We start from the raw sequence: 26373 nt of genomic DNA, 5'->3' as shown, positions 1-26373 counted from the left end.
AAACGAAATCCTCGAAAACCGAACCAAACATGCTTAAAAAATCCTTCCTGCTTTTTGCCCTGATGCTTTATTTCATGCCGCTAGTACATGCACAGAATGCGCAGATCCTGAGCGGCACCCTCATTGACTCGGTTACCAAAAAACCGGTGGCTTTCGCTACGGTCAATTTCCAGAAAGAAAAAACCACCATTAAAACTGTGCTGACAGACAGCCTTGGCCGATTTGTTCAGAACGGGCTACCAGATGGCTCTTACCTTGTTAACCTGGCAACCATTGGCTATGCCCCTAAACAGCTACCGGCCGTATTGAATGGAAAAAATCTGGATCTGGGCACGATCAGACTGCAGCCTGCCACCGCCAACCTCGGAGAGGTAGCTGTAACGGGCAACCGTCCTGTGATCAGGCAGGAGGCCGACCGCATTGCATACGATGTGCAGGCAGACGCAGAAAGCAAAACCCTGACCGTGCTGGATATGATGCGCAAAGTGCCCCTTCTGGCTGTCGATGCAGATGATAACATCAAGCTCAAAGGAAGTGGCAACTTCAAGATCCTGATCAACAACCGCCCATCTGGAATGGTTACACGGGATCCGAAAGAGGTTTTGCGCAGCATGCCGGCTTCGAGCATCCAGAAAATCGAGGTCATCACCACCCCACCGTCCAGGTTTGATGCTGAAGGGTTGTCGGGCATCATCAATATCATTACCGCTAAAAAGGTAGACAATGGTTACAACGGGTCACTAAGCCTGCGAAACCAATGGCCGGGCGGGCCGGGTGCCAACCTGAACCTGACCTGGAAACAGGGCCGCTTCGGCGTCGATCTGAGCGGTGGTACAGGTATATGGAAGGTCTCAGACATCAGGGTCCGGGAAATAAGGACCAATACCGGCACCAATCCTTCCACCCTGATCGCTGCCGGGAACAACAGCATAGACAACAAGTGGTTATGGGGTACGGCAGCGCTCAGTTATGAACTTGACACGCTCAACCTTTTTACGCTCGAGATCAATCCATATGGTGGTTACAACCGGCAGATCACTGACCAGCGTTTCGACCTGAACGCACAGGCGCCAAGTTCGTACCGGGCAGAAAACAACCGCTTATTTGAATGGCGGGGCACCGATTATACGGCAAACTACCAGCGGGGCTTTAAAAACAACCGCGAGCACCTGCTTACTTTTTCTTTTAAGTATTTCAGGACGCATGAGCCCAACAACAGTACCCTGGCCTACATGGATAAACAGAACTTTACGCTGCCAGACCTCAGACAGGAGAACAAAAGTTTCTTCTCTGAGCAAACTGCCCAGGCAGATTATGTATCGCCGCTGGGCAAAGTTACACTGGAAGCAGGGCTGAAAGCCATCTTACGCAAAGGCGATACAGACTTTGAATCGTTCGCTTTTAACCCCGCCTCGCAGATCTACGAACTGCAGATAGCCCAAAGCAACGGATATACCAATACCCAGGATGTGTTTGGCGCCTACACCAGCGCGGCACTGGCCCTGAAGAAGTGGACCGTAAAAGCAGGCGCCCGCATCGAATACACAGATATAAAGGGCGTATTTATGTCTGGCAGCGAACAGGTAAAACAGAACTATTTTAACGTGATCCCAACCGTGTCGCTGAACCGCAAACTGACCGAGGGCAACAGCATCAGCCTGGGCTTTACCCAGCGCATCGAGCGGCCCGCCATTTATTTCCTCAACCCTTTTGTAGACCGCTCCCGGCCTAATTTCGAACAATCGGGTAATCCCGGTCTGCGGCCGGTACTGAGCAACAATTTCGACCTGAACTATTCGCATTCAAAAAAGGGCTCGGTTAACCTTGGCCTGAGTTATAATTTTGCCAACAATACACAGCAAACAGTTGTGAGGTACGATGCAGAACGCCAGGTTACGCGTATTACCTATCAGAATATTGGCCGGGAACGCAGGCTTGGCAGTAACCTCAACATCAATTACCCCCTTACCAGTAAATGGAGCATCAGTGCGAACGGAACGCTCAATTATATCTGGCTCGAGGGAATGATAGAAGGTCTGCTTACCCGCAATTCGGGACTGACCGGTTATGCTTCTGCAAACTCTGCCTATAAATTCGAGAAAACCTGGAAAGCGACTTTATCATTTAACTATGGTGCACCCGATGTATTGCTGCAAGGTGCTTCTAACAATTATTACTTTCTGGGCATGAGCGGCAGTAAGGACCTGATCAAGGACAAGCTGACGTTATCGGCCATGGTAGCCAATCCCTTCAAAAAATACCGGCCTTATACCAACTTTGTTCAGGGGAGCAATTTCACGAATGAATATTCCAGGGAAAACTATTTCAGGCGGTTTAATGCGACCCTGGTCTGGAAATTTGGCAAACTACAGGGCTCGATCAAAAAGAACCAGCGCAGCATCAGGAATGACGATGTAAAAAGCCAATCTTCAGGTTAGGCCGCAGGTTATCCTTTTGTTGCCGACATGTTACGAATGGAAATGCAGCGGGTCATCGCCTTCTTTGTATCTTCGCTCAGGCCGCTGCTATCGTTTGCATGGAGCATGGCGATCCAGCAATGGCGGTAAAAAACAACGAAAACCGGTGTAACAACACGCCGGTTTTCGTTGTTAACCAGATGAATAATCGACGTAACATGTATAAACAATTATCCAGGCGCTCTATCGGCTTGCTGATCTGCGCATTATTTTTTGCCTTGCCGATAACGGCTTCGGCAGCGAAAGCAGGTCTTTATCAATTAAAAATTTACCACCTTAAAGACAGCATCCAGCAGCAGGCTGTAGAAAATTACCTGGAACAGGCTTACCTGCCGGCACTGCACCGGGCAGGAATAACCCGGGTAGGCGTTTTCAAACCTTTTGGCCCGGTCGAAGCCGGCGGCCGCAAACTCTATGTGTTCATTCCGCTTCAGTCTTTCGACCAGTTAAGCAAACTTCAGTCTAAACTTGACGCCGATGCGCGTTACCAGTCGGCCGGAACGGCTTACCTGCGTGCACCGCACAATGCCCCGGTATACGAGCGCATCGAAACCATTCTGATGACTCCTTTTGTCAAGGCCCCGGAAGCGGTCGTGCCTGCGCTTAAGAATCCAAAGCCCGGACGGGTGTATGAGCTGCGCAGTTACGAAGGACCCACCGAAATGATATCAAAAAATAAAATCGACATGTTTAACGCCGGCGACGAGGTTGGCCTTTTCAAACGTCTAGGTTTTAATGCCGTGTTTTATGGAGCGGTCGTAGCTGGCGCAACGATGCCAAACCTGATGTACATGACGGCTTTCGAAGACAAGGCAGACCGGGATCTGCACTGGAAAAACTTTGGAGCCGACAGCCAGTGGAAACAGCTTTCAGCCCGGCCCGAATACCAGAAAAACGTCTCCAAAATTGTCAGCCTGCTGCTCAGCCCGGCCGCTTATTCAGATTTTTAGTAAAACAAAACGGCCCGTCAATAAAATTGACGGGCCGTTTTGTTGCTTGCTGCATGCCTATGAAGGCATACCTTTGGCCGGGTTCGTTTTGTATTCGTTCCAAAGGGTGTCGAGGTCTGCTCCCGCCAGTTCTTTCCAGATAGCCGGGGTATAGGTTTTTTCGCGGGCTGCTTTGTTTAACCGGTCAACGATATCTTTACGTTTATTCTTTTCAAGCCAAACCAGGAAACGTGCGGCAATGCGGTATGAATTGGTATAGCTGTGTTTTTCGTTGAAGGGTGTCAATGACCATTTAGACGGCCCGTTGTTAATGCCAAAAGCAAAGCGGGCATAGTCGGCTATTCCTTCTGTTAGCCATACAGGTGCCGACTCATACGCATAGCCCTGGGCAACATGCATCAGTTCATGCGTGAGCAGGTCAATGTCTTCAGGGTTCTTTGCCAGCCAGCTGGGATCAATCTTAATGACACCATTCCAGGCAGCAGCAACACCTTTGTATTCGCTCGTAACAGCTACGGTTACTTCTCTCCTGCCCTTTTTGTTAAAACGCTTAAGTTCCTGCGGATAAACTTTCCAGAACAGATCCTGCAGACGTTTGCCGGTAGCCGGGTTAAAGTCGCGGTCTGTGTTAATAAAAACCAGTGTATAACCCTTTTTTTTCTGAATGTCTTTCTGGTAATAACCAGTGCTGTCAATGTCTTCCCAGCGTTTGCGGTTTTGCCCGTAGAGGGATGCTGACACGATCAGGAATACGAAAGCCGTGAGCGTATATTTTTTCATGCTGTTTTTTAGGCTAAAATAAGGCAGCTAAATCAATTTACCATTTTTATACAGGAATGTATCGACAATGTTAAACTAAACAGCAGAGGCCGGCGGCCGGTCATGATTGCTAAATGTCTGCAAACAGGTCGCTGCTCAGGTACCGGTCGCCACGATCGCAGGCAATGAATACGATGACACCCTCGTCCAGTTCTGCGGCGAGTTCCAGAGCACAATGCAAGGCGCCCCCGCTGCTCATACCCGCAAAAATCCCCTCCTCACGCGCCAGGCGTCTGGCCATCGACACGGCATGCTGCTGCGAAACGTCCATAACCCGGTCAACCCGGCTTGCGTCGTAGATTTTCGGCAAATAAGCCTCGGGCCAGCGCCTGATGCCTGGTATGGATGATTCTTCGGTAGGCTGACAGCCGACAATCTGGATGCCGGCACGCTGTTCTTTTAGAAACATGGAATTGCCCATAATGCTGCCCGTTGTGCCCATGCTGCTTACGAAATGGGTAATTTGCTGGTTCGTATCCCGCCAGATCTCAGGACCGGTGGTTTTGTAGTGTGCCAGGAAGTTATCAGGGTTGGCAAACTGGTTCAGCAGGAAATACCCCGGTTTGCTTCCCCGCTCTTCCGCATAGTCCCGGCATACTTCGATCGAGTCGAGCAGGGTAACCGTTGCGCCATAGGCTTCCATAGTCAGGGTGCGTTCCCTCGTGGAGCTGGCAGGCATGACCAACTCGATCTCAAGACCATATATCGCGGCAATCATGGCCAGGGCAATCCCCGTGTTGCCGCTTGTTGCTTCGATCAGCTTGACGTTTTTGTTCACTTCACCGCGTTCCATGGCGCTGCGAATCATGTTGAGGGCCGCACGGTCTTTTACACTGCCACCCGGGTTGTTCCCTTCCAGTTTGGCCAGTATGCTGACACGCGGATTTGGATTTATTCTCCTGATTTCGACCAGGGGCGTATTGCCAATACAATCAATGATGTTATTCATGGCCCGTTTTTTTGGTTTCAGTAATTTTAACGACAGACTGGTGGTAAACCACCGAACCTGCAGGTACACTTTTGGTAAGCCAGACGTTACCCCCGATGATGCAGTTGTCGCCGACCACGGTGTCGCCACCCAGAATGGTAGCGCCTGAGTAAATGATCACATGGTCGCCGATGGTGGGGTGGCGTTTCGTATTGGCCATGTATTTTTCCACACTTAATGCGCCGAGCGTAACGCCCTGATACAACTTAACATGGTTGCCAATGACCGTAGTTTCGCCAATGACCAGGCCGGTACCATGGTCAATGTAGAGGTACTCGCCGATTGAGGCACCCGGGTGAATGTCTATGCCTGTAACTGAATGTGCATACTCTGTTAAAATGCGGGGAAGAATGGGAACCGCTGCAACCAGCAGTTCATGGGCGATGCGGTACAAGGCAATAGCCAGAAAACCCGGGTAACACCTGATTACCTCGAACTCGCTGGTTGCCGCCGGATCGCCCGACAGGATGGCCCTGATGTCGGTGTTCATTTGACGGTACAATTCAGGCAGGGCGTCAAAGAAAGCCGCCGCCACCTGTTCGTTGTTGCAATCGCTGCAAGCCTTCGTGGCATTGAGCATGGCCAGCAGCTGCTGCCTGCGGTTGTCAAACCCCGCTTCGATGGCCGTGGCACCTGGTTCTTGCCGACAACCCCGCTCCGGATACAAGAGGTTGAGTAATCCCAATGCCCAATCGGCAATTGCCTGATTGGCCGGTACAGCCTCTACCCGGGCCTGTCTGTTCAGTATCTCCTGATAAAATGTATTGTTCAAAATGCGTGATTGCTCGATCAGCTCCAAATTTATCAGAAAATCAAATAGGCTGCTGCCCATAACTGACATAAATGACGTTTTTACGAAAATGTAAATTTTGAACAGGATAAGCCGATGACCGTGATAGCGTTTGAAGCTGGCTCCCTTCTGCATACCCTCGGGGGTAACCAGTACCCGGCGCAAAGGCGGCCTTGAAGCCCGTCTCAAAAATCAGTGACAAGCCTGGATCAGAAATTTTAGGTCCGCCCTTGTGACCTGTAAATAGATATTTTCGCATAATGATTTGCTAAAATCATATATTTATCAGTATTTAAGCCGCCATAAGGGTCATATGGACGATATCAAACCAAATCAATACGCTGCCCAGACACCGATGCTCGTTTCGATCGACTGCATCGTTTTTGGATTTGACGGCGAGAACCTGCGGATTTTGCTTACAAAACGGGGTCTTGAACCTGGTAAAGGGCGCTGGAGCCTGACAGGTGGGTTTGTAGGGCAAAAAGAAGACCTCGAGCGCGCTGCAGCGCGGGTCTTGCACGAACTGACAGGACTAAAAAACGTTTATCTTGAACAATTGAAAACCTATGGCGAGCCGCTGCGCGATCCCTTTGCCCGGACCATCTGCGTAGCCTACTTTGCACTGATTGATATCAGGAAATACCAGGACCAGCCAAATCATGAAGGCCGGGCAAAATGGTTCAGCATTGATGAAGCACCGCCGCTGATCTTTGATCAAAACGAAATGGTGAACGAAGCGTGCAGGCGCGTACGTTATAAAGCTGCCCTGCACCCCCTGCTCTTTGAATTGCTGCCGCAAAAATTCACCATTCCGCAACTTCAAAACCTGTACGAGCAGGTCTATGGCACGCCAATAGATAATCGCAATTTTATCCGCAAGGTTTCTTCTACCGGGCTGCTGGTCAAACTGCAGGAAAAAGACAAATCAGGCTCCAGGCGCGGCGCTTTTTATTTCCGGCTTGACCGGAAAAAATACAGGGCAAAGTTTCAGTCCTTTCTCAACTTCATCCCCAATCCTGACCACCTGCTTGGCTGAAGTGATGCTGTTCGGGCCAAAACTTTTCAACAAGAGCTTGTCGCCAGCCTGCATTAATTACCTTTGCCGCATGTCGCAAGCCGAACTGGAAGCTTATTTTGAAACCGCCACCCTGCCGGCCGGCCCGATTCGCCTGAACGAGGCAACGGTCATCCAGGACCCTGAACTTTTTGTCAGGGTGCATCTGCATAGCCTTAAATTTAATCCGCCCAATAAGATCGCTGAGCCCTTGCTTTACCGCCTGGAACAATTGTACCACATCATCGAAGCTGAATCAGCTTCCTAGAAAAACCGCAACTAACTGTTAACCTGATCCTTGCCTGTCGATTCCGGATGACGGGCCCTGTGTGCACTTTGACTAAATTATTTTTCTCAGCTATGTTTATTTGGACTTGATCTAAATAACGCTATCTTTGGGACATAAAAAATGCCACACGGTTCGCACCCGTGTGGCGACCGGGCAAGCCCGGCATACCTTTAATCTGAGTTAAAAGCCATGCAAATTAAGCATTTTTTGCTACTGGGACTGCTTTGTGCCCAGTCTATTTTCTCTTACGCTCAAAACCAACCGGCTTCGGTTAGCGGATTGGTTCGCACTGAGGCCGGCAAGGCGCTTCCCGCCGCGAGCATTACACTTGGACAGACAACATTCGGGGCCGTTTCTGATGCCAGCGGCCGCTACCACATTGGCCAGGTTCCAGCCGGCAACTACCTGTTAATCATTACGTCAGTAGGTTATGCGCCGCATAGCAAAAAGATCAGCCTGAAACCGGGTCAGCAGCTCGTTGCCGACTTCAAACTGGAAGGCAGGGTTCAGGAAATGGAAACGGTGAACATACTGGGCCGGACGGCCAGCCAGGAAGTGAACCGGCAGGCCTTTAATGTGACAGCTATAGATGCCTCCGGGCTGTACAACACCACGCTTGACATATCAGGCGCGCTGGACCGCGTGGCCGGCATCCGGGTGCGGGAGTCGGGCGGCGTAGGTTCCAGCTTCAACCTCTCCTTGAATGGTTTTTCAGGGAACCATGTCAGGTACTTCATTGACGGCATTCCGATGGACAATTTTGGCTCCTCTTTTCAGATCAACAACATTCCCATCAACATTGCTGACCGTGTAGAAGTGTACAAAGGCGTGGTGCCGATGTGGCTGGGCTCTGATGCGCTGGGCGGCGCTATCAATATCGTTACCGGCAACAAATTCCGCAATTTTATCGATGCATCTTATTCTTACGGGTCGTTCAACACCCACCGCAGCGTGGTCAATGCAGCCTTTACCGGCAAAAAGGGATTTACGGTCCAATTGAATGCTTTCCAGAATTACTCAGATAACAATTACAAAGTCCGCATTGAAGCGGCTGATATCTACACCGGCGCTTATGCTCCAGCGGCCCTGCTGCCCAGGTTTCACGATACCTACCACAACGAAACCGTGGTTGCAAGCGTCGGTGTAGTGGGTAAAAAGTATGCCGACCGGCTGCTGATTGGCCTGACAGCAGGCCGCAATTACAAGGAAATTCAGACCGGCGCGCGCATGGTCTCGGTGTTTGGCGGCTGGCACCGCCGCGGCAACATCCTCATGCCGACACTGAAATACAAAAAAGAAAATCTGCTAAAGGGCCTGGACGTCACTGTAAACGCAAATTACAATCTGGGTGAGGAGCAAAACATTGACACCATGAATGTGCGTTACGACTGGTACGGCAACAGCAAGCCAAGCGGCGCGAACGGCGAGCGGTCAAGAAGCCTTTACAAATACAAAAACAACAATGGCCTGGCCACGACCATGCTGAATTACCGCATTGACGCGAAGCAGTCCCTTGCCTTAAGCAATGCGTTCAGCACCTTTAACCGTACCGGCAGCGATGCGCTGAACCCGACTATCGCAGAATACGAGCAGCCGAAAAAAACCAATAAGAACATGCTCGGACTGGGCTACAGCGTTGACATCCGAAATCGCTGGAGCGCCACAGTTTTTGGCAAATACATCAGCCAGTTTAACGTAAATGGCAACAATGGCGGTGCGGGCAGAAATAGCATGGAGCGGCTAGGTTATGGCCTGGCAGCGACTTATTTCGTGCGTCCTGACCTGCAGCTGAAAGCTTCTTACGAGCTAACCAACCGCATGCCCGAAGCCCAGGAAATTTTCGGCGATGTAGAAAATCAGGAGGCTAATCCGGGACTAAAACCCGAAAAGAGCGACAATTTCAACCTGGGCTTCGGCTACAATTTCCGCCTGAACGAAAGCCATACTTTCGCGCTGAATGCCAATGCCATTTACCGGAACGCTTCGAATTTTATCTACAACCGGCTCAATAACAATCAGTCTAAACTTGTGGCCGACAACCGGGAGGGTGTTCGCACCCTGGGGGGCGATGCAGAACTCAGGTATGGTTACGGAAGCTGGCTCACGGCGGGTGTAACCGCAACCTATCAGTACCTGCAGAACATGCAGCGATACGAACCCGGATTTACAGGCGTCAGCGTGGTGTATAAAGACCAGATGCCCAATATCCCCTACCTGTATGGCAATGGCGATATCTCCGTCTCGCTTCGCAACGTAGGGCGAAAAGGCAACAACCTCACCATTGGTTACAACCTGCTGTATGTACATGCTTTCTGGCTTTACTGGCCAAGCCGCGGCGGGCAGTCGGTAAACGACGACAAAAAGGTTATTCCCCGCCAGGTAAACCATGATCTGAACGTTGTGTACAGCCTGCATGGCGGCCGTTACAACATCGGCCTGGAGGCCAGGAACCTCGGCAACGCTGACCTTTTCGACAACTTCAGCCTCCAGAAGCCTGGCCGGGCATTTTACCTGAACCTCAGGTATTTTATCAGTTCAAATTAATCAATCTAAAATAAGTTAACATGAAACTAAAGTTTACCAAAGCGATCATACTGGCCATGGTTGCGTCAGTCAGCCTGTCGTGCAAAAAAGACAATGGCAACAGCAGGGAAACACGCGGGCCATATGTCCTGGCCGTGACACCGGTTGCCGCTACAGCGGTAGCAGATTACCTGGTCAATGCGTCCAGCCTGGACGAAGGAAGTATCACCACCGAAAACAATGGCCTGGAACAGGACGGAAGTTACCGCTATTACGTAACCCACAACAACAAGTTTTTCAGCATGCTGTACGGTCAGTCGAACCCGGGTGCGGTAACCACCTATAACCTGCTCGATGGCAAATTGAATAAAGTATCAAACTTCCAGACAGAGACCGTACAGGCTTTCGCTCCTGTTAACAGCGACATCCTGCTCATGAAGATCCCGAGAGCCATTACCAATCCATTGGCCAACTGGTACCGCGTTAACACAAATAGCCTGCTCATTAGCGGCGAGGGTACTGTGAACGTGCAGGACCTGAGCAAAAACGGCGAATCAGCCTTTTTCAGCTGGATCAAACAGGTAGGCAACAAAGTGTATGCGCCCTACTTTTCAATCAAAGCCTGTTGTGGCGCCGCTTTCGATACCAATTTCCCGGACAATGCCTGGATCGCGGTTTACTCTTATCCCGAAATGCAACTAGAGAAAGTGATCCAGGACGACCGCACCAGTTTCATTGGCCGTTATTTCACCGACGGATTGGGTCTGACAGAAAATGGAGACGTTTATGCTTTTTCTTCGTCGGTTGCTACCAACAACAAAGTGCTGACCTCAACCAAACCTTCTGCCATTACCCGCATCAAAGCCGGCACGACAGAATTTGACCAGGGTTATTTTCTGAACTTTGAAACGGCATCCGGCGGCATGGTCATTACAAACTGGCTGTACATCGGCAATGACAATTTTGTGGTCACCGCCATTGAGAAAGCGCAGCGGGGCGCTTACACCGTTGGCAACCGCATCGGCATTCTGAACGTGGCCAACAAAACTTTTAAACTGGCAGCAGGCATGCCGGCTCCCGATCAGATCAGCAGCATTTCCGCGAACAACTATACGCCGAAAAACGGTCGCACGGCATACGTAGGTGTTAACATGAAAGACGGCAGCAGTTATGTGTACAAGATCGACGCTGCCAACCAGACGGCCGCCAGGGGCCTGAAAGTAGAAGGCGGAACCATCGCAGCAATCCAGTTCCTTAATTAGTTGCCACCCCAATAACCAGCACAATTGCGAACATGAACAGCAAGCCTGTAAAGAAGAAAAGCAAGGACTCCCTGTTTACCAGGGTTAACAAATGGCTGCACCTTTGGCTGGGGCTCGCCTCGGGCGTTATTGTCCTGATCGTGTGCCTGACCGGTTGTATCTGGGTCTTTAACGAAGAGGTTACCAGCCTGCTCGAACCCGAAACAAACGTAGTCAGGCAAAACCGGCCGGTTATCATGCCCTCCCGGCTTTACGAAACCGCTGCAAAGCTGTATCCCGACAAAACGCCGGCCTACGCGCAATACCAGCAGGGCCGGGCAATCACGCTTAACCTGAAAGGTGCCGGGGAACAGGGGCGCCGCGGTGGCGGCACAACGCTGAAGATCAACCCGTACACCGGGCAGGTGGTCAGCGTTACGGAGCGGAAAAAAGGTGAGGTAGACTTCTTCCGTCTGATGCTGAACGGGCACCGTTTTCTGTGGTTGCCACCGGCCATCGGCCGGCCCATTGTCAACTACGGCACGCTGGTGTTCGTCGTGCTGCTTATCACCGGCCTCATCTGGTGGTACCCTAAAAAGTGGAATAAATCCACCCGCGATAAAAGTTTCAGGATCAAATGGGGAGCCTCATTCAAACGGGTCAACCTGGACCTGCACAATGTGCTCGGGTTTTACGCGCTCATATTCCTGCTGTTTATTGCGCTCACCGGTATGGTGTATGGCATCAGCTGGTACAGCAAAGGCTTGTATTGGGTAACCACCGGCGGCGCTACACTGAGCGAGTTCAAGCGGTTTGAGTCAGATTCGCTTCAGGCGGGCCGGCACTATACGCCTCAGCAGGCTATGGACCTGGCCTGGCAGAAGGTTATTACCAGGCATCCGGAGTCTGAGGGCTTTTATTATACGTTTCCTGACACGTCAAAGGCCAGCTTAACCATCGGCGTCACCGTTTACCCAAGTAAAGGACAGTTTTACAACAACCGGAGTTACACTTTTGACCAGCACACCCTGCAGGAATTTAAGCAGAAAGGCATTTACGGAGAAGCTTATGAAAAGGCCTCGGCAGGCGGCAAACTGCGCCGTATGAACTATGACATCCATGTCGGCAGCATACTCGGTTTTCCGGGTAAGGTGCTCGCTTTCCTGGTCACGCTCATCGGTGCCAGCCTGCCTGTTACCGGATTTCTGATCTGGTATGGCCGCAAATTTAAAAAGAAGAAATCAGAGAAAGGACCGCCGGCCCAGCGCAGCGCCCAAGGCCGGCCAACTGCAAAACAGGTAGCCGAACCCGTCATCTAATTACGCAAAACCGATACGGGCCGGCAGCAATGCCGGCCTTCTTTTATTGTGCGGAGCACCCGATGTGACCAGAATACCAAACGCAACGCCGGCGCTTCCAGGTACCGGCAAAATAAAACCCGGGAGCGGTAAAAAACCAGTCCCGGGCTATGGCCTTGCGGCCAACCAAACAATACGAGCTGATGGAGGGCCTAATCATCCATCAACACGCGATGTTCAAACACCATGCCACGGGCACCAGTTATCAGGCAAAACCAAAAATAACGCCTGTGAACACTGCAGGTGATAAAGGAGCACCCGCCCCGCCCCAAACTGATTTTCCGGAAATTTCATCGGCTACAGTTCAGTCGTACTGGTCTGCATCCCGACCTTTAAAACGTACATATCCCCGGGCCGAACCCGTCCTGGTCTTTTAAGCGCCAGGGCAACTAGCCAATTCGACCGTACCGTCTGGCCAGCACAGCAATGGCCCTGGCCAGGTCAGCGTCAAGGCTGCCCGGACTAAGCCGCCATTTCCAGTTCTTACCCGTACTTCCCGGAAAGTTGATGCGTGCACTTTCGCCCAGCCCTAAAATATCCTGTACAGGAACAAGCGCAAGCCAGGCAACCGAAGCATAAGCCAGTTCAATCAGTCCCCTGACCTCTTCGCCGCCGGCTTGCCTCAGGTAACTGTTTAGCTGTTCGCGCTCCTTTGTGCCCAGGCTGTCCAGCCATCCCTGGCTTGTATTGTTATCATGCGTGCCGGTATAAACCGCGAGGTCCCTGGTACCGAACTCATGGGGCAGGTGGTCATTCAGTCCTTCCGCACCAGAAAAGCCAAACTGCAGAACCTTCATTCCTGAAAGCCCCCAACGGTCGCGCAGGGCATAAACGGGTTCATCTATTTCGCCGAGGTCTTCGGCAATAAAAGGCTGGTTCGGAAACCGGAGCTTGAGTGCGGCAAAAAGATCATCGCCAGGACCTTGCTGCCAGGCACCCGCGCGGGCATCGGGCGCTTCGGCAGGAATAGACCAGTAAGCTGAGAATGCACGGAAATGGTCCAGGCGCAGCACATCAACCATGGCCAGGTTGGCAGCAATGCGATCCATCCACCAGGCATATCCCAGCGTTTTCATGGCTTGCCAATTAAATACCGGCATGCCCCATCGCTGACCGCTGGCACTGAAAGCATCGGGCGGAACGCCGGCAACTTCTTTCGGCGTGTAGTCTTCATTCAGTTGAAAAAGGCCGGGATTCACCCAAACATCGCATGCATTGCCGGTTACATAAAACGGCAGGTCACCGATCAGCGCAATATGCCGGTCGCGTGCATAGCGGCGAAGTTCGCCCCACTGTTCAAAGAAAATATACTGGCACCAGCTGAAAAACAACAGGCGGTCGGCGTGTGCCTCGTGGATGCCTCCCAGTGCCACAGGATCCCGGCGCCGCAAATCGGCCGGCCATTCGGTCCATGAAGGGCCATGCAGTTCGCGCAAGACCTCAAAAAGTGCAAAATCACTTAGCCAGGATGCTTTCTCTTCGCAGAACTGTTCAAAAGGTGTTCGGTCTGCGCCTTTTTCTTTCCAGGCAAGGAAAGCGGTTTCCAGTGCAGCGCGCTTACGGCTGTCGACCTCGTCATAGTCGATGGGGCCGTCCGCTTTGTCCGCTGCTTCGTGCGCATGCGGCAGCAGGCCCCGGGCATGCAGCGCCGCCAGGTCGATCAGGAGCACGTTGCCGGCAAAACTACTTACGCTGCTGTAAGGAGAATAGTGGTCAGCACGGTCAACGGGATTAAGCGGCAGGACCTGCCAGTATTGTTGGCCCGCCTCGTGCAGCCAATCTACAAATGTACGTGCAGAGGCACCCATATCTCCGATTCCGCCGGCACCAGGCAGGGCATTCAGCGGAAGCAGCACGCCGGCTCCACGGGCTTTTTCGTTGATTTCGATCACGGCCAGCGGCAGTTCCCGCCCGAAGATTGTCTGCAGGTCGGTCTTCTCACCCAAATTGATGGACTGGCCTGACAAATAATTAAAAGCAGTAAGCGGACGGAAAGGCAGCTCCAGATAGGTATCAGCCAGTTCGGCGCCCGCCGGATCGAATTCCTGGCCCTGCACAAATGCACGGTGGCAAAGCGGAACCAGCACCAGGAAGTGCCGTTGTCTGAAACTTCTTCTGAACGCAAAAAAATCGGTAGCATGCGGGCCGCGCAATTCAACCGGCTCAAACGAGGCCAGGTGAAAAAAGTCTGGGAAACGGCGCCTCAGTTTTGACAGGATGGCTGTTAGCCTCACCTTTATCGCTCCGTCATAGCGGCGTTTCCAGAGTTCAACCGGCGCTGCATCTGACAGCAGGGAGGCGTGCAACGTGTAATCCACCGCACTGCGGTTGTCGGGATCGACAAAACTGAAATCCCAGGCTTCCCTGCCCTGGTAGATGTCAGGAATGCCGGGGCTGAGAAATTTGACCAGTACCTGGCTCAGGCTGTTCAGCAAACCAAGGTCCTGGAAAAGACGAACAGTTGCCCGTTCTTCTTCAGGCAGCTCTTCCAGCCGCTCAGGCAGGCTTTCGATCAGTTCAAAGATCCGTGCTTCATACTGTTCATCGGGTTCTGCCCAGTCTGAACTTACCTTTCCCTCGCGCAGGGATTTCTGCATTGCCGCTTTCAAACGTTCACGGTAGCCTTCGGGCGCAACGCCCGGTAAAGGCAATGACCCCAGATAAGTCTGGTAAAGGAAATACAGGTCCTCGCGCCGTATGTCGGCTGCCGCACCCCGCGCATTCACCCATTGTGCCCATTCGTCGGGCAGGGTCGAAATGACCAGCAGGCGGCTGCGGAAATCCTCACCCCTTTTCGTATCGTGCGTGGCGGTAGCGTTCATGGTTGCCGGCCATTCGGCCAGGCGCAGTTTCATCTCTCTGACAAACTCTCCGCTCCTGATGCCGAAGAAACCAGGCGAGTCGCCGACCTCATTATGGGCTATAAACCGGGCGAAGTCATACATCAGGGTATCTTCAATGCCCTTGGCCATAACCGGGCCACTGAACTGCATGAGCCGTTTAAAAAATACACTTGCCGCTGCGCTGTTGTCTGCCTGTTCCAGCATATCTTTTGCCCAGGCAGCGGCGGCCCTGCTTTCCGGATCCTTTTCCAGAACAGACAGCAGGGCAGAAAATTCCGTGCTCTGTCCGTTTTCGTCAAAATAATACCGGTATCGCGGCAGGTCTGTCATTAGCGCCGTAATGTGGGCGGCAACTTCCTCACCATCTGCACCGGCAGCCACCGCCAGCTTACGCAGCAGGCTCACTTCGCCCTGCATATGTTCACTTAAAATGAGGCGTTTTTTTTCCCGTGCTTTGAGCTCGGGGCTGCTTGGTTTCCCGGTAAAGCGGTCGTAAAGGGCATTGACCTGTCCAAGCCCCTCCCGGTCAGTGAGCAGGTTGTTCACCATGGCAAGGAAATCATAACCGGTGGTTCCCTCCATGGGCCACTTTGGGGTCGGTTCGTTTCTTGCCAGGATCTTTTCAATCACGATGTAACAATCCGCGCCGCAAGCCTCACGCAGCCATTTCAGGTAGGTACCCGGATCCTGCAGGCCATCGGCATGGTCAATCCTGACACCCTGGATGAGCCCGCGTTTAATGAGCTGCAGCAGGTACCGGTGATAGTCGTCAAACACCTTACGGTCCTGCATGTTCAGGCAGATCAGGCTGTTTACAGTAAAAAACCGGCGGTAATTGATATTTGCGGCCGTTTCCTGCCAGTTGCAGGGACGGTAATACTGCAAGCCAATCAGTTCAAGCAGCAGCCGGGTATTCTCATTAATGGTTTTCAGGCTCGACGCCCCGGCAGATTCAGGGTCGAAGTTCTCGTCCCGCAGCCGGACGAGCGTTTGCTGGTTAACAGGCCAGCGTTGTCCGCCGGCTTCAAGCATCAGCGCCCCATCCTGTAAAACCAGCCCGACTTCGCCATTGGCCGCGGCCACTTCCAGGTCAGCGCCTAGAAAAGGAAGCATCAGTTTCTCCTGTTCAAAATCGTCGAAAAAGAGATCAAAGTGTTGTTTATACGACGACGCATTCCCGTTTTTGAGCACATCGGTCAGCCAGCGGTTTTCTGCTACATAGGCCATGTGGTTCGGCACAAAGTCCTGTATCCAGCGCATGCCACGTTCGTGCAGCATGCCTGCCAACTGCTCCAGCTGCGCCTCGGTTCCAATTTCAGGCGAAATGGTCAGCGGGTCGGTCCCGTCATAACCGTGCGTACTGCCCGGTGTCGCCGTGAAGATCGGCGATGCATAGACCGTGTCCACACCGAGCGAATGCAGGTAGGGAATTTGGGCGATCAGGTCTGTAAAAGTAAATTCTTTGTGAAACTGGATTCTGTAAGTTGTCGTTGGACGCATGTTTAGTTCGTTAAGATAACCAGGCTCAGGGCCGGAAGGTGAATAATGTCGTCAGAACGCCTCGCGTCGGCACCAGCGCCGCCCCAGCGTATGTCATCAGAGCACAGTAACAGATTCAATGCTGCCTGGTCTTCCCGCTCGTAAGCACAAGCTTCAGTAGAAAAGTTAAAATAAAGCTCCCGTATACCGGCCCCGTGCTCGTAGCGGAGCAACAGCAGCTGGCGGGCCTGGTCATGCCTCACTGATAAGGCATTCCGGTCTGCCTTGCTGAAAACCTGGTCGGTTTTGCGCAGCCTGATTAACGTCTTATAATAGTCAAGCATTCGGCCATGGTCGCCGGAGTTATTGAAGGTAAGTTTACATGACGTGAAGGTCGACGCTGCTTTCGGGTCTGGCGGCTGCTGCCCTTCAGCAAAGCTGAACTCTTCGGCGCGGCCTTTTCGAACCGCCTCTACGAGTTCTTCGCCCTGGTGATCCATAAAATACAGGAACGGCCGGTCTTCGCCGTATTCTTCACCCATAAAAAGAAGGGGTACAAACGGTGAAAGTATCGTAGCTGCCGCCATGAGCTTGGCTTTATCTGGACCATACAGGGCAACGCTGCGCTCGCCAAACGGGCGGTTTCCTACCTGATCATGATTCTGGGAAAACACAACGAACCGATTGCCGGGAATGCCCGCGGTGTGTGTGCCGAACATCCTATCGCGGTGTGCAGAATAGCCTCCATCAAAAACGTAACCTGAACTGAACGCCTTGGCCAGATGCCCGAGCCCTGAAAAATCACTGTAATAACCTTCGCGCGGCTCGCCGCAAGTAACCCGCAGCGCATGGTGGAACTCATCGACCCACTGCGCGTCCATACCATAACCTGCCTGATCAAGGGGCTCGACAAAACGGCGGTCGTTGAGGTCACACTCTGCGATCAGGTGATAACTCCGCCCCGTTGCACTTTCAAGGTTGAGAACGGCCTCTGCCAGGCTGGCCAGAAAATGTTTGGGGCCGAAATCGCGGATGGCGTGAACTGCATCGAGCCGCAGTGCGTCAATGTGGAAGGAAGACAGCCACATGAGGGCATTTTCAATGAAATATTGCCGCACAAAATCTGAACCGGCATCGTCCATGTTCATCGCCTCGCCCCAGGGCGTGGGATACTTGGCAGTTGTGTAGGGCGCCAGCGAAGTAAGAACGTTTCCTTCAGGCCCGAGGTGGTTATACACCACGTCCAGGATCACAGCCAGGCCACGCTCATGGCAGGCATTAACCAGGCGTAGCAGGCCCTCCGGCCCGCCGTAGCTGGCCTGAACCGCATACGGAAATACGCCGTCATAACCCCAGTTGCGCTCGCCCGGAAAAGCCGCCACCGGCATGATCTCGATGGCCGTGACGCCCAGCTCAAGAAGGTAATCAAGCTTACGCTCTGCCGCCTCAAAGGTCCCCTCGTCGGTAAAGGTACCGGTATGCAGTTCATAAATAATGTATTGGCTTAATCCAGGATTGGACCAGGCGTGGTCGGTCCAGGCAACGGTGTTCAGATCAATTGCGCGCGAGGCCCCCAAAGGGCCTTCCGGCTGAAATTTCGCGGCCGGGTCGGCAAATGCCTTGCCATCGACCAGAAAACGGTAATCTGTTCCGGGCTGCAGTTCTGATGTGGTCAATTTCCAAACACCTCGGTCTTGTTTTTCCATTGGCAGCACTGCGCCGCTTGCCTCGAGCTCCAGGCTAACCTCCGCTGCGCCGGGCGCCCAGAGCCTTGCCGTAGCCATATTCTGTTCAAAGCTAACCCCAAAAGCAGGGTTGAAAGTGGTTTCGTTCATGTGCAACGATAACACCCGCAGCAGGATAAAGGTTTACGCCCCCGGGCATATTCCACCCTAAAAAAACACGCATTAAAATCCCGGCCCCGGGCAATCAGGGCTATTTGCATTTTGTTTAATATTTTATCATAAAAACTTATACATTTGAGAGCCTAATGATTCCTTTGAAGACCGTCGCGGTGGTCGATGACCGCGAAGACAACCTGGATGCCATACAGTCGATCCTGTACCTGGCAAACTATCGCGTTTTCGCCTGCCAGTCGGTCTGTGCCTTTGAACAGGGCCTTACGAAACTCCGCCCCGACCTGATGATCATTGATATCCACCTGGGCCCCGAAGATGGCCGCCTGCTGTGCCGCAGACTGAAACAGCAGCCGCACCTGGCACAAGTTCCGGTCCTGTTGCTCTCGGCCCGGCCGGGTTTTGTCGAAGCAGAATTGAACAATACGGTGCCGATGCCTTCCTGGAGAAGCCTTACGACATGGATAGCCTGCTGGCACTTGTTAAAGAGCTGGCCAGAGCCGCACACTGACCCAATCGTATTTCTAAGCAACACCTGTTGATTTCGTCGATTTTCGGTACCTCTTACGGGTATTTGACCCCATTGCCTACTTCAAAAACAGGTACTTCACCCAAAACATTCTCAGGCGAGTCCGGTTTATTCATATACAGTATTAATCTAACCAAATAATACCATGAAAACATCGGTCAGAGACACAAGAAGAGCTCCGGAGATGGTCGACATCTCGGACGAAACGGCCAGGCAATACTGGTCAAGGCGGTTAAAGGTAAGTGAAGAAACCCTGAAATCTGCCGTCAGGGCCATTCATCAGCTCGAATTTAGCAAACTTGAAGCCTATCTGAAGAATACCCGGTTTTTATCAAGACTAAATGGCAGCGCTAACCTGGGAGGGCATTGAGATGGAAATGAAACAAATTCAGCTTACCGGCTTTGAACAGCCGGAGGAGAGCAACCGTCCGCATTTAAGGCTGCTGAAAGACGAAAAAAAAATTGGCGCCAGGATCAAATTGCTTGGCCGTATCGAAAACCTGAGTTGTTATCAGGCTAAAAACGGACTCAGGCAACTGCTTTAAGCAATTGAGCCTGCAAACAAAAACCGCCCTGCCGGGCGGTATGTGATTTGAAACTTCTTAACATTTCTGCGACGGGATCAGCTGATCTCGATGCGTCGAGTCATTTGTTTTGCCTCTTCCTTCTTCGCTACGCGGATATCAAGGATTCCATTTGCGTAACTTGCTTCGATGTTGCTGTCATCGGCCGAATCAGGCAATGCAAACGACCGGACAAAGGAAGTGTAGCTGAATTCTCTCCTGCTGTAACTTTCCCTGTCGCTTTTTTCTGATTGTTGTTTTTCTACTGAGATGGTCAGCAACTTGCGGTCAAGCTGGATATGAAAATCTTCTTTGCTTAAACCGGGCGCAGCCATCTCAATGTGGTAACCATCTGCGGTCTCGGCTACATTGACCGCAGGTACACGTGCAATCAGGCGGTCAGAAAAAAATGAATCATTAAATACGGACTCAAATACATCGCTGAATCCATTGATAGCGGGCTTGTTGCCATTAAATTTGATCAGTGACATGATATTTCCTCCTTTAATTATAGTTGATTAAATCGGGTTGTTTCAAATCAAGACCAATAAATCAAGCTGCATGCCAGGGCATGCAGCCCGGTATACAGCCTGATTTTTTTTCAGCCAGCGCTGAAAAACTGTCAGCAGGAATGACAAATTTATTCCCTTGCGGTGGTCTCGCCATCAGTCTTCGCCGTATCTGCGGTATCTGACGTGGTTGCGCTCGTGTCTGAACGCGTAGACGAAGAATCGCCGGTCGGTCCTGTCAATGTCGGACTGCTGCTTTGCTGATGACCATCCTGGCTGCATGCTGCCAGGCCGGATACCAGCAGGGCAGCTAATAAAAAGTGTTTTGTTTTCATGGCTTTTCGTGTTAGGCAGGTACCCCTGCCTTCAACTAACGCCTGCGGGACCAAAAAGGTTGAAAAAGATTCGCCGGCCTGCTGACTTAGTTGCCCGGTTTGGCTGAATCCTGAACAATGGCATAACCGCGGTTCTGTTTGACCAGGACCAGTTTATGAAAGGTAAGCTGTTCCTTTAAGATGTCAGCTGCACTGATCAGGGTATAGGTTGCCGGTTTTACTGCTTTGTTGACCAGCAGCGCCGGTTTGTACGAGATTCGCAAGCCCAGTTGAACCTCGATACGGTTAACAACACTTGCAAGTGTTTCGATTTGATAGACCCGCATATTCAGCCGCTTTTCAAAAAGCGCAGCAGAATGGGCAGGAGCAGACAGGCCCGGCAAGGCCAGGAGCAAAAGTAGCGTAGCGAATCGCATATAAAAGATGGTTTTTGTGTAAACCAGCAAAAGGCCTGATCAGGCCGGGATAAGCTTCTCCTCTTGCGGGCGATAATCGAGGTTCATAACAGAAAAGACCCGCAAATGTTTGCGACATCTCTAAATTTTATAAAAAAAACTGCAGAGGTCCCGAAATGCTTACATCAGTCTTAACCAAACCGGAAAAGCCGCCTTAAACCAATAGGTATAATGATCGGGGTTAAGCTGGAGGTCTTCGTACAGGAGGCCTGTATCCATCCATTTCCATTCTGCCACCTCATCCGGATTGAGAACCGGGCTGCCTGTATAGCGTCCCGTCAGCACATGGTCGAACTCGTTTTCGGTCATTCCCTGGTCGAGGGAGGCGCGGTAGGAAAACTTGAAAGCCGGGCTGAGGCGGCAGGTGAAGCCCATTTCTTCCTGAAGCCTTCTGTTTGCTGCCTGCAGCACATCTTCGCCTGGCCGCGGATGGCTGCAGCATGCGTTCGACCACAAGCCCGGCGAATGGTATTTATTTGCCGCACGTTTGTGAAGCATCATCTGGCCATCTGAATTGAATATAAAAATAGAAAATGCGCGGTGAAGCCTGCCTTCCCTGTGCGCCTGCATTTTCTCCATCACGCCGATCTCCTGGTCCTGTTCATCGACCAGAATCACATGCTCAACCTCACTTGTCATCTGCTGCATAATTTATCTTATAGGATACACCGGGACGTCGCCTGATCAGGGCATAACACATGATCACCATTTTATGGACGTTGGCAACCCTGATCCTGGAACTCAAAATTCGCTGCGGAGGCAGCCGCCTGATCTTTTCAAACAGGACCTTATAATAAAGATAAGCCAGATAGACGCCTGGCCGTGCACCGGCGGGCAGTTGTTCAATGCCAACAAGCGCCGCATCAAAATCGGCCAGGATATCGGCTTCGATCTGTTTTTTTTCAGTTGCCGAAAAACCCTGCAGGTTTACTCCGGGAAAGTACGTGCGGCCAAGTTTGTTGAAATCTGCCCCCGCATCGCGCAGAAAATTAACTTTCTGGAATGCAGCGCCCAACCGCATGGCCGGTTGCCTGAGGCGTTCGTACTCCTGGTCGTTGCCGTTTGTAAACACCCGCAGGCACATCAGGCCCACTACCTCTGCGGAACCGAAAATATAACGTTCGTACAGTTCGCGTGTGTAGCACTGTCCATCCAGATCCATCTCCATGCTTTCGAAAAAACAATCCACCAGTTCTTTGGGAATCCCATAGGCATTGACCACCCGCTGGAAGCTGTTCAAAATAGGATTTAACGATATCCCATCGCAAATGGACCGGTCTGTCTGTCGCCTGAAATCAGCCAGCAGCTCAGCCTGATCAAAGCCCTGGAAAGAATCGACAATCTCATCAGCCAGCCGCACGAAACCATAGATAGCATACACCGGCTCACGCATCGGTGCAGCCAGTAGCCTGATTCCAAGCGAAAAAGAAGTGCTGTATGCATGGGTGGTCAGGCTGCTGCATTTTTTACTGACCCGGTCAAATAATGCTTTCATGGTGCGGAATTTCGCATATTCTCAAAATCTACTTGCTTCAAAACACAATAATGCAGATTTTTGTTTAACTTTCACAAAAAACATTAAGCAAAATAGTTGTAACACGTTGCAGCTGTTAACTATGGCCCATGACCTCCGAACATTATACCATTAAAGATCTGGAGCGCCTGAGCGGCGTGCGGGCGCACACGATCCGTACGTGGGAACAACGTTATGGTTTGTTTACGCCCGGCCGTACGCCTACAAATATCAGAAGGTACTCGGCAGATGACCTGAAGAATATCATCAACATCAGTCTGCTGAACCGTTCAGGATACAAGATATCGGTGTTATCTGCCATGACACAGGCAGAGCGCGAGCGGCTCAGCGCAGAGTTGCTGCAACTGGAGGATAAACCGAAACAGCACGACCAGGATTTACTACTTGCTTTGCTGGAAATGGATGAGCGGCATTTTGAAGAAACAATGAACCGGCTCTCGGCATCGCTCGGTTTTGAACAGACCATTTCATCTGTCGTTTTTCCGTTTTTCGAAAAGATCGGGCAGTTGTGGCAGGCGGGAACGGTAGATCCCGCGCAGGAGCATTTTTTTTCGAACCTGGTCAGAAACAGGCTGGCCGCTGAAACCTTGAAGCTGCCGCCCAACTACAGCAATGAAGAAATGGTATTGTTGTTCCTGCCGGCCGAAGAGCTGCATGAGCTTGCCCTGCAATTTTACAATTATTCCTTCCGGTTACGGGGATACCGCACCTGTTACCTGGGTGCAGCACTCCCCTTTGCTTCTGTTGAGCGGGCTGTAGAACTGCACCGGCCTGGCATCATCGTAACCGGCCTGACTACCGCCCTCAGCGTTAGCGATGAGCAGGCCTTTACTGCTGCGCTTTGCGCAGTGGCGCCCGCAGCGCGAATATTTTTTACAGGGCCGCGGTTTGGCTCAGGCCATGCGTTTCGCGAGCCGAATGCTTTTTCAACCAGTGCCCTGGTTGAATTTCTGAAATTAAATCCGGCCAACTGAGAAGGGCATTCTGCATTAACTGGCTTTCTCACTGATCTGCTGTAGCAGTTCGTCCAGATTGAAAGGTTTGCTTACAAACCCGTTTGCCCCTTCCCGTTCCGCAATTCCCTGGCCTTCCCTGCTGGCCGAAAACAGGATAACAGGAATGGAAGCGGTAGGTTCCTGTGCCCTCAGGCTTCTCAATATTCTGTCGCCCGAAATAACAGGCATCCAGATGTCAAGGATGATCAGGTTCGGCTTGCGGCTAGCCGCTTCAGAAAGCACATTGACACTTTCCCGAACAGCGATTACTTCATAACCGGCATCTTCCAGGAAAAGCTCCATCATTTCCAGGATGCCTTCATCGTCATCACATACGAGTATTTTTTTATTCATGACCCGCCTCCTTTCCTTCTGCATATACAGGCAAGGTGAAACTGAAAATTGATCCTTTGCCCAAGTCGCTTTCTACCCATAAGGTTCCGCCATGATTCTTGATAACCTGTTCGCAGATGTAAAGCCCGATGCCCATGCCCGGAAAATCTTTCTGGATTTTGTCTACCCTGAAAAAGCGTTCGAAAATATGCTTTTGGTCTGCCGGACTGATGCCAAGGCCATAGTCCTTCACCGAAAGTTTTACAAAATCGCCCACCCTGGAAATCCGGATCTCGATGCGCTGCTCATCAGGTGCATATTTGATGGCATTGCCGATCAGGTTGCTGATCACCTGCACCAAGTGCGATTCATCTGCATACACATCGGCATCTGAACTTCCTTCCAGGATGATGTTGTGCCCGGGCGAAGCGGTCTGCATGCTTTCTGCCACGCCGGCCACGAGTTCATCGAACGGAACACGGTCCTTGTGCAACTGGATATAACCGCTCTGAATTTTAGACATGTCAAGCAGTTCAGAAAGCAATTGGTTCAGCCGGTCTACCGCCCCGGAAAGTTTTCCCACCAGGCTGCGTACCCGTTCAGGCGAACCGGCCGGAAGGCTGCGCGATAAAATCTGCGTATATCCCTGTATCGTGGTGAGCGGGGTGCGCAGCTCATGACTGGCTATCGTGAGGAAATCGTCTTTGCGCTGTTCGATTGACCGGCGTTCTGTGATGTCTTCTATGGCCAGGAGAATGCGGTCTTTATACTCTCCTTCCAACTCCACACGGTGTGCATTGAGCAGCATCAGTTTCCGGCCTATATGCGGAAATTCATGATCCACCTCATAATTGAGCACCGGGTTGTTGCTGGGCAGAATCTCTTCCATTAAACGCCGCAGGTGCGGAATGTTCCACTGACCGTTGCCCAATTCATACAAGTTGAAGCCTTTGGTTTCGTTGATGGTAACCTTAAACGTGTTGAGGAAAAAGTTATTAACGCTAAGAACATTATAATCTTTATCCAGCACCACGAGGCTTTCGCGAATGGTCTGTACGATACTCTGCATGTACTCTTCACTTTCGCGGAGTGCAAGCGTTCGTTGCTCCAGCCGTTCTTCAGCTTCCTGGCGCTGAAACTGGAGATCAAGCTCAACCTGCCGGCGCCGGGTTACATCATTTTGAATGCCAATAAAATGCGTAACAACGCCGGTCTCGTTCTTAACGGGCGAAAGGTAAAGCTCATTGTAGAACAGCATCCCATCTTTATTGTAATTCCTGATCTCGGTAACGAGGTGCTTTCCTTCCCGTATCGCTTCAGCAATGCGGTGGCGTTCTTCCTGGTTACGGTCTTCGCGCTGTAAAAACCGGCAATTCCGGCCCATGATCTCTGCACGGCTGTAGCCGGACAGCTTTTGAAAAGCTGAATTGCAATAAATGATCGGATTGTCGGGCAGGCGGTTATCGGTAATAACAACACCGACATTGGCCGCGTCGAGCGCTTTAGGGAACAGGTGTTCTCCTACATCTTGCGACGCTAGTATGGATTTAATTTCCTGGTTATTCAATTCTCCCTGATTTGTTTTATCCACAAACGAACAGACTAACGTTTTGTTTGGCATACCCGCAACGGATATATTAAAAATTTAAAAATAAACGCCTGAACCTCAAAACAAAATAGCGGGCCGGGTTGTTGTCAATAGACAAAGAAAAGGATAAGAAGATGCAAGTTAACAGCACCCCCGCCGGTTTCGTCGTTGAAGCCAAAATTGACCACCTCCCCGAAGAACTCGTCGTATCAATAGACAGGTCATCAAACGAGACCGCTTACAATTGTTTTCTTGACGACAGAAAGCTGGCTGTTCTCTACAAAGATCCGTATGGTATCTGGATTCAGCGTTGGGGCCGCCTGGACGCCTATAGCCTTTCTTCACTTTCAGCTGCGCTGGAAGCACATTAATGAGGCGCACTTTACCCAAATTTATTCGCGTCAGGTTGTTTGCAGCCTGACTTTTTCATGCTGCTATCCCTGCTTTAACAAGCGGTCAATTGTTTTGACCAGCGTTGCTACCGAATACGGTTTTTGAATGAATGCCTCGGCCTTGCACCCGTACTCGGCAAGGTCGCCTGTGTCTGGCACCGCAGACATCATCACAACAGGGATGTGTTTAAATTTTTCGCTGTCTTTAAGGAATTTGCAAAGAAACCAACCGTCTGTATCCTGAAGCATTACATCTAACAGGATCAGGTCGGGCCGCGCTGCAAGCTTCACTGGTAAGTCCAGGCCATTGTCCAACACGTCGACAGTATAACCGACCAGTTCGAACAAGGTTGTCAGGGAATCAAGGATCCCTTTATCATCATCTACTATTAATATCCTCTTCACTGAATCCATGTCTTAAAAAGCTTTAGCCGGCCTTAATGTTTGTCATTTAACAAACATACAGGGAGTAA

25 protein-coding genes are annotated in these 26373 nt (G+C 51.4%); 12 read left to right on the top strand and 13 right to left on the bottom strand.

Annotation, left to right across the window (positions count from 1 at the left end):
- Positions 1-29: 29 nt before the first annotated feature.
- Positions 30-2438, top strand: coding sequence for a TonB-dependent receptor (locus tag C7T94_RS09440; protein WP_162618637.1), 2409 nt, complete (start codon positions 30-32; stop codon positions 2436-2438).
- A gap of 197 nt (positions 2439-2635) precedes the next feature.
- Positions 2636-3427 carry an NIPSNAP family protein gene (locus C7T94_RS09435; RefSeq protein WP_107216043.1) on the top strand — a complete coding sequence of 264 codons (792 nt, stop codon included), beginning with the start codon at positions 2636-2638 and terminating at the stop codon, positions 3425-3427.
- Between the two features lie 57 nt (positions 3428-3484).
- On the opposite strand, the gene C7T94_RS09430 is transcribed toward C7T94_RS09435, so the two are convergent.
- From C7T94_RS09430 to epsC, 3 genes are all read right to left on the bottom strand, one after another.
- The gene (locus C7T94_RS09430) at positions 3485-4207 is read right to left on the bottom strand and encodes a basic secretory protein-like protein (RefSeq protein WP_107215105.1); all 723 of its coding nucleotides are present in this window, start codon (positions 4205-4207) and stop codon (positions 3485-3487) included.
- A 109-nt stretch (positions 4208-4316) separates the two neighbouring features.
- Positions 4317-5195, bottom strand: a complete 879-nt coding sequence (cysM, locus tag C7T94_RS09425; protein ID WP_107215104.1) for a cysteine synthase CysM — start codon at positions 5193-5195, stop codon at positions 4317-4319.
- The gene (gene epsC, locus C7T94_RS09420; protein ID WP_239494972.1) at positions 5188-6006 is read right to left on the bottom strand and encodes a serine O-acetyltransferase EpsC; all 819 of its coding nucleotides are present in this window, start codon (positions 6004-6006) and stop codon (positions 5188-5190) included. Before epsC ends, cysM begins: the two co-directional genes overlap by 8 nt.
- Before the next feature lie 331 nt (positions 6007-6337).
- Between epsC and C7T94_RS09415 the strand changes: the two genes are divergently transcribed.
- The 5 genes from C7T94_RS09415 to C7T94_RS09395 all read left to right on the top strand — a co-directional run bounded on the left by C7T94_RS09415 (position 6338) and on the right by C7T94_RS09395 (position 12450).
- The gene (locus C7T94_RS09415) at positions 6338-7060 is read left to right on the top strand and encodes an NUDIX hydrolase (RefSeq protein ID WP_107215103.1); all 723 of its coding nucleotides are present in this window, start codon (positions 6338-6340) and stop codon (positions 7058-7060) included.
- A gap of 70 nt (positions 7061-7130) precedes the next feature.
- A complete protein-coding gene (locus C7T94_RS09410; protein WP_162618636.1) occupies positions 7131-7346 on the top strand; it encodes a DUF6965 family protein in 216 nt (71 codons plus the stop codon).
- 210 nt (positions 7347-7556) lie between these two features.
- A complete protein-coding gene (locus C7T94_RS09405) occupies positions 7557-9911 on the top strand; it encodes a TonB-dependent receptor (protein WP_107215101.1) in 2355 nt (784 codons plus the stop codon).
- A 20-nt stretch (positions 9912-9931) separates the two neighbouring features.
- A complete protein-coding gene (locus C7T94_RS09400; protein ID WP_107215100.1) occupies positions 9932-11152 on the top strand; it encodes a DUF4374 domain-containing protein in 1221 nt (406 codons plus the stop codon).
- Between the two features lie 32 nt (positions 11153-11184).
- Positions 11185-12450 (top strand): PepSY-associated TM helix domain-containing protein, encoded by a 1266-nt coding sequence (locus tag C7T94_RS09395; RefSeq protein WP_107215099.1) that lies wholly within the window; start codon positions 11185-11187, stop codon positions 12448-12450.
- Between the two features lie 428 nt (positions 12451-12878).
- Here C7T94_RS09395 and treY read toward each other — a convergent pair whose 3' ends face one another.
- The gene (treY, locus tag C7T94_RS09390) at positions 12879-16832 is read right to left on the bottom strand and encodes a malto-oligosyltrehalose synthase (RefSeq protein WP_107215098.1); all 3954 of its coding nucleotides are present in this window, start codon (positions 16830-16832) and stop codon (positions 12879-12881) included.
- Positions 16833-16834: 2 nt separating this feature from the next.
- Complete coding sequence (gene treZ / locus C7T94_RS09385) at positions 16835-18646, bottom strand: malto-oligosyltrehalose trehalohydrolase (protein ID WP_107215097.1); 1812 nt, start codon at positions 18644-18646, stop codon at positions 16835-16837.
- Between the two features lie 155 nt (positions 18647-18801).
- Between treZ and C7T94_RS09380 the strand changes: the two genes are divergently transcribed.
- From C7T94_RS09380 to C7T94_RS19345, 3 genes are all read left to right on the top strand, one after another.
- Positions 18802-19209, top strand: a complete 408-nt coding sequence (locus tag C7T94_RS09380) for a response regulator (protein ID WP_107215096.1) — start codon at positions 18802-18804, stop codon at positions 19207-19209.
- 132 nt (positions 19210-19341) lie between these two features.
- On the top strand, positions 19342-19566 hold the full coding sequence (locus C7T94_RS09375; protein WP_107215095.1) for a DUF3606 domain-containing protein: 225 nt from the start codon (positions 19342-19344) through the stop codon (positions 19564-19566).
- Positions 19538-19741, top strand: coding sequence for a hypothetical protein (locus C7T94_RS19345; RefSeq protein WP_162618635.1), 204 nt, complete (start codon positions 19538-19540; stop codon positions 19739-19741). Before C7T94_RS09375 ends, C7T94_RS19345 begins: the two co-directional genes overlap by 29 nt.
- 77 nt (positions 19742-19818) lie before the next feature.
- On the opposite strand, the gene C7T94_RS09370 is transcribed toward C7T94_RS19345, so the two are convergent.
- From C7T94_RS09370 to C7T94_RS09350, 5 genes are all read right to left on the bottom strand, one after another.
- The gene (locus C7T94_RS09370; RefSeq protein ID WP_107215094.1) at positions 19819-20250 is read right to left on the bottom strand and encodes an Hsp20/alpha crystallin family protein; all 432 of its coding nucleotides are present in this window, start codon (positions 20248-20250) and stop codon (positions 19819-19821) included.
- Positions 20251-20399: 149 nt separating this feature from the next.
- Complete coding sequence (locus tag C7T94_RS09365) at positions 20400-20603, bottom strand: hypothetical protein (RefSeq protein ID WP_107215093.1); 204 nt, start codon at positions 20601-20603, stop codon at positions 20400-20402.
- 86 nt (positions 20604-20689) lie between these two features.
- A complete protein-coding gene (locus C7T94_RS09360) occupies positions 20690-21019 on the bottom strand; it encodes a hypothetical protein (protein ID WP_107215092.1) in 330 nt (109 codons plus the stop codon).
- A 159-nt stretch (positions 21020-21178) separates the two neighbouring features.
- Positions 21179-21706: an isopentenyl-diphosphate Delta-isomerase gene (gene idi / locus C7T94_RS09355; protein WP_239494971.1), complete on the bottom strand. Its 528-nt coding sequence runs from the start codon at positions 21704-21706 to the stop codon at positions 21179-21181.
- Positions 21687-22553 (bottom strand): phytoene/squalene synthase family protein, encoded by an 867-nt coding sequence (locus C7T94_RS09350; protein ID WP_107215090.1) that lies wholly within the window; start codon positions 22551-22553, stop codon positions 21687-21689. Before C7T94_RS09350 ends, idi begins: the two co-directional genes overlap by 20 nt.
- 128 nt (positions 22554-22681) lie before the next feature.
- Here C7T94_RS09350 and C7T94_RS09345 point away from each other — a divergent pair, with 128 nt between their 5' ends.
- Complete coding sequence (locus C7T94_RS09345; protein ID WP_107215089.1) at positions 22682-23566, top strand: MerR family transcriptional regulator; 885 nt, start codon at positions 22682-22684, stop codon at positions 23564-23566.
- Between the two features lie 15 nt (positions 23567-23581).
- On the opposite strand, the gene C7T94_RS09340 is transcribed toward C7T94_RS09345, so the two are convergent.
- Complete coding sequence (locus tag C7T94_RS09340; RefSeq protein WP_162618634.1) at positions 23582-23941, bottom strand: response regulator; 360 nt, start codon at positions 23939-23941, stop codon at positions 23582-23584.
- Positions 23934-25511, bottom strand: a complete 1578-nt coding sequence (locus tag C7T94_RS09335; RefSeq protein ID WP_239494970.1) for an ATP-binding protein — start codon at positions 25509-25511, stop codon at positions 23934-23936. The genes C7T94_RS09340 and C7T94_RS09335 overlap by 8 nt, the downstream gene beginning before the upstream one ends.
- Positions 25512-25642: 131 nt before the next feature.
- On the opposite strand from C7T94_RS09335, the gene C7T94_RS09330 reads away from it, so the two are divergent.
- Positions 25643-25879 carry a hypothetical protein gene (locus C7T94_RS09330; protein WP_107215087.1) on the top strand — a complete coding sequence of 79 codons (237 nt, stop codon included), beginning with the start codon at positions 25643-25645 and terminating at the stop codon, positions 25877-25879.
- Positions 25880-25942: 63 nt separating this feature from the next.
- Here C7T94_RS09330 and C7T94_RS09325 read toward each other — a convergent pair whose 3' ends face one another.
- The gene (locus C7T94_RS09325) at positions 25943-26314 is read right to left on the bottom strand and encodes a response regulator (RefSeq protein WP_107215086.1); all 372 of its coding nucleotides are present in this window, start codon (positions 26312-26314) and stop codon (positions 25943-25945) included.
- Positions 26315-26373 lie beyond the last annotated feature (59 nt).

The organism is Pedobacter yulinensis (assembly GCF_003029735.1).
Taxonomy (GTDB): Bacteria; Bacteroidota; Bacteroidia; order Sphingobacteriales; family Sphingobacteriaceae; genus Pedobacter; species Pedobacter yulinensis.
This window is presented reverse-complemented; position numbering and strand designations above follow the sequence as displayed.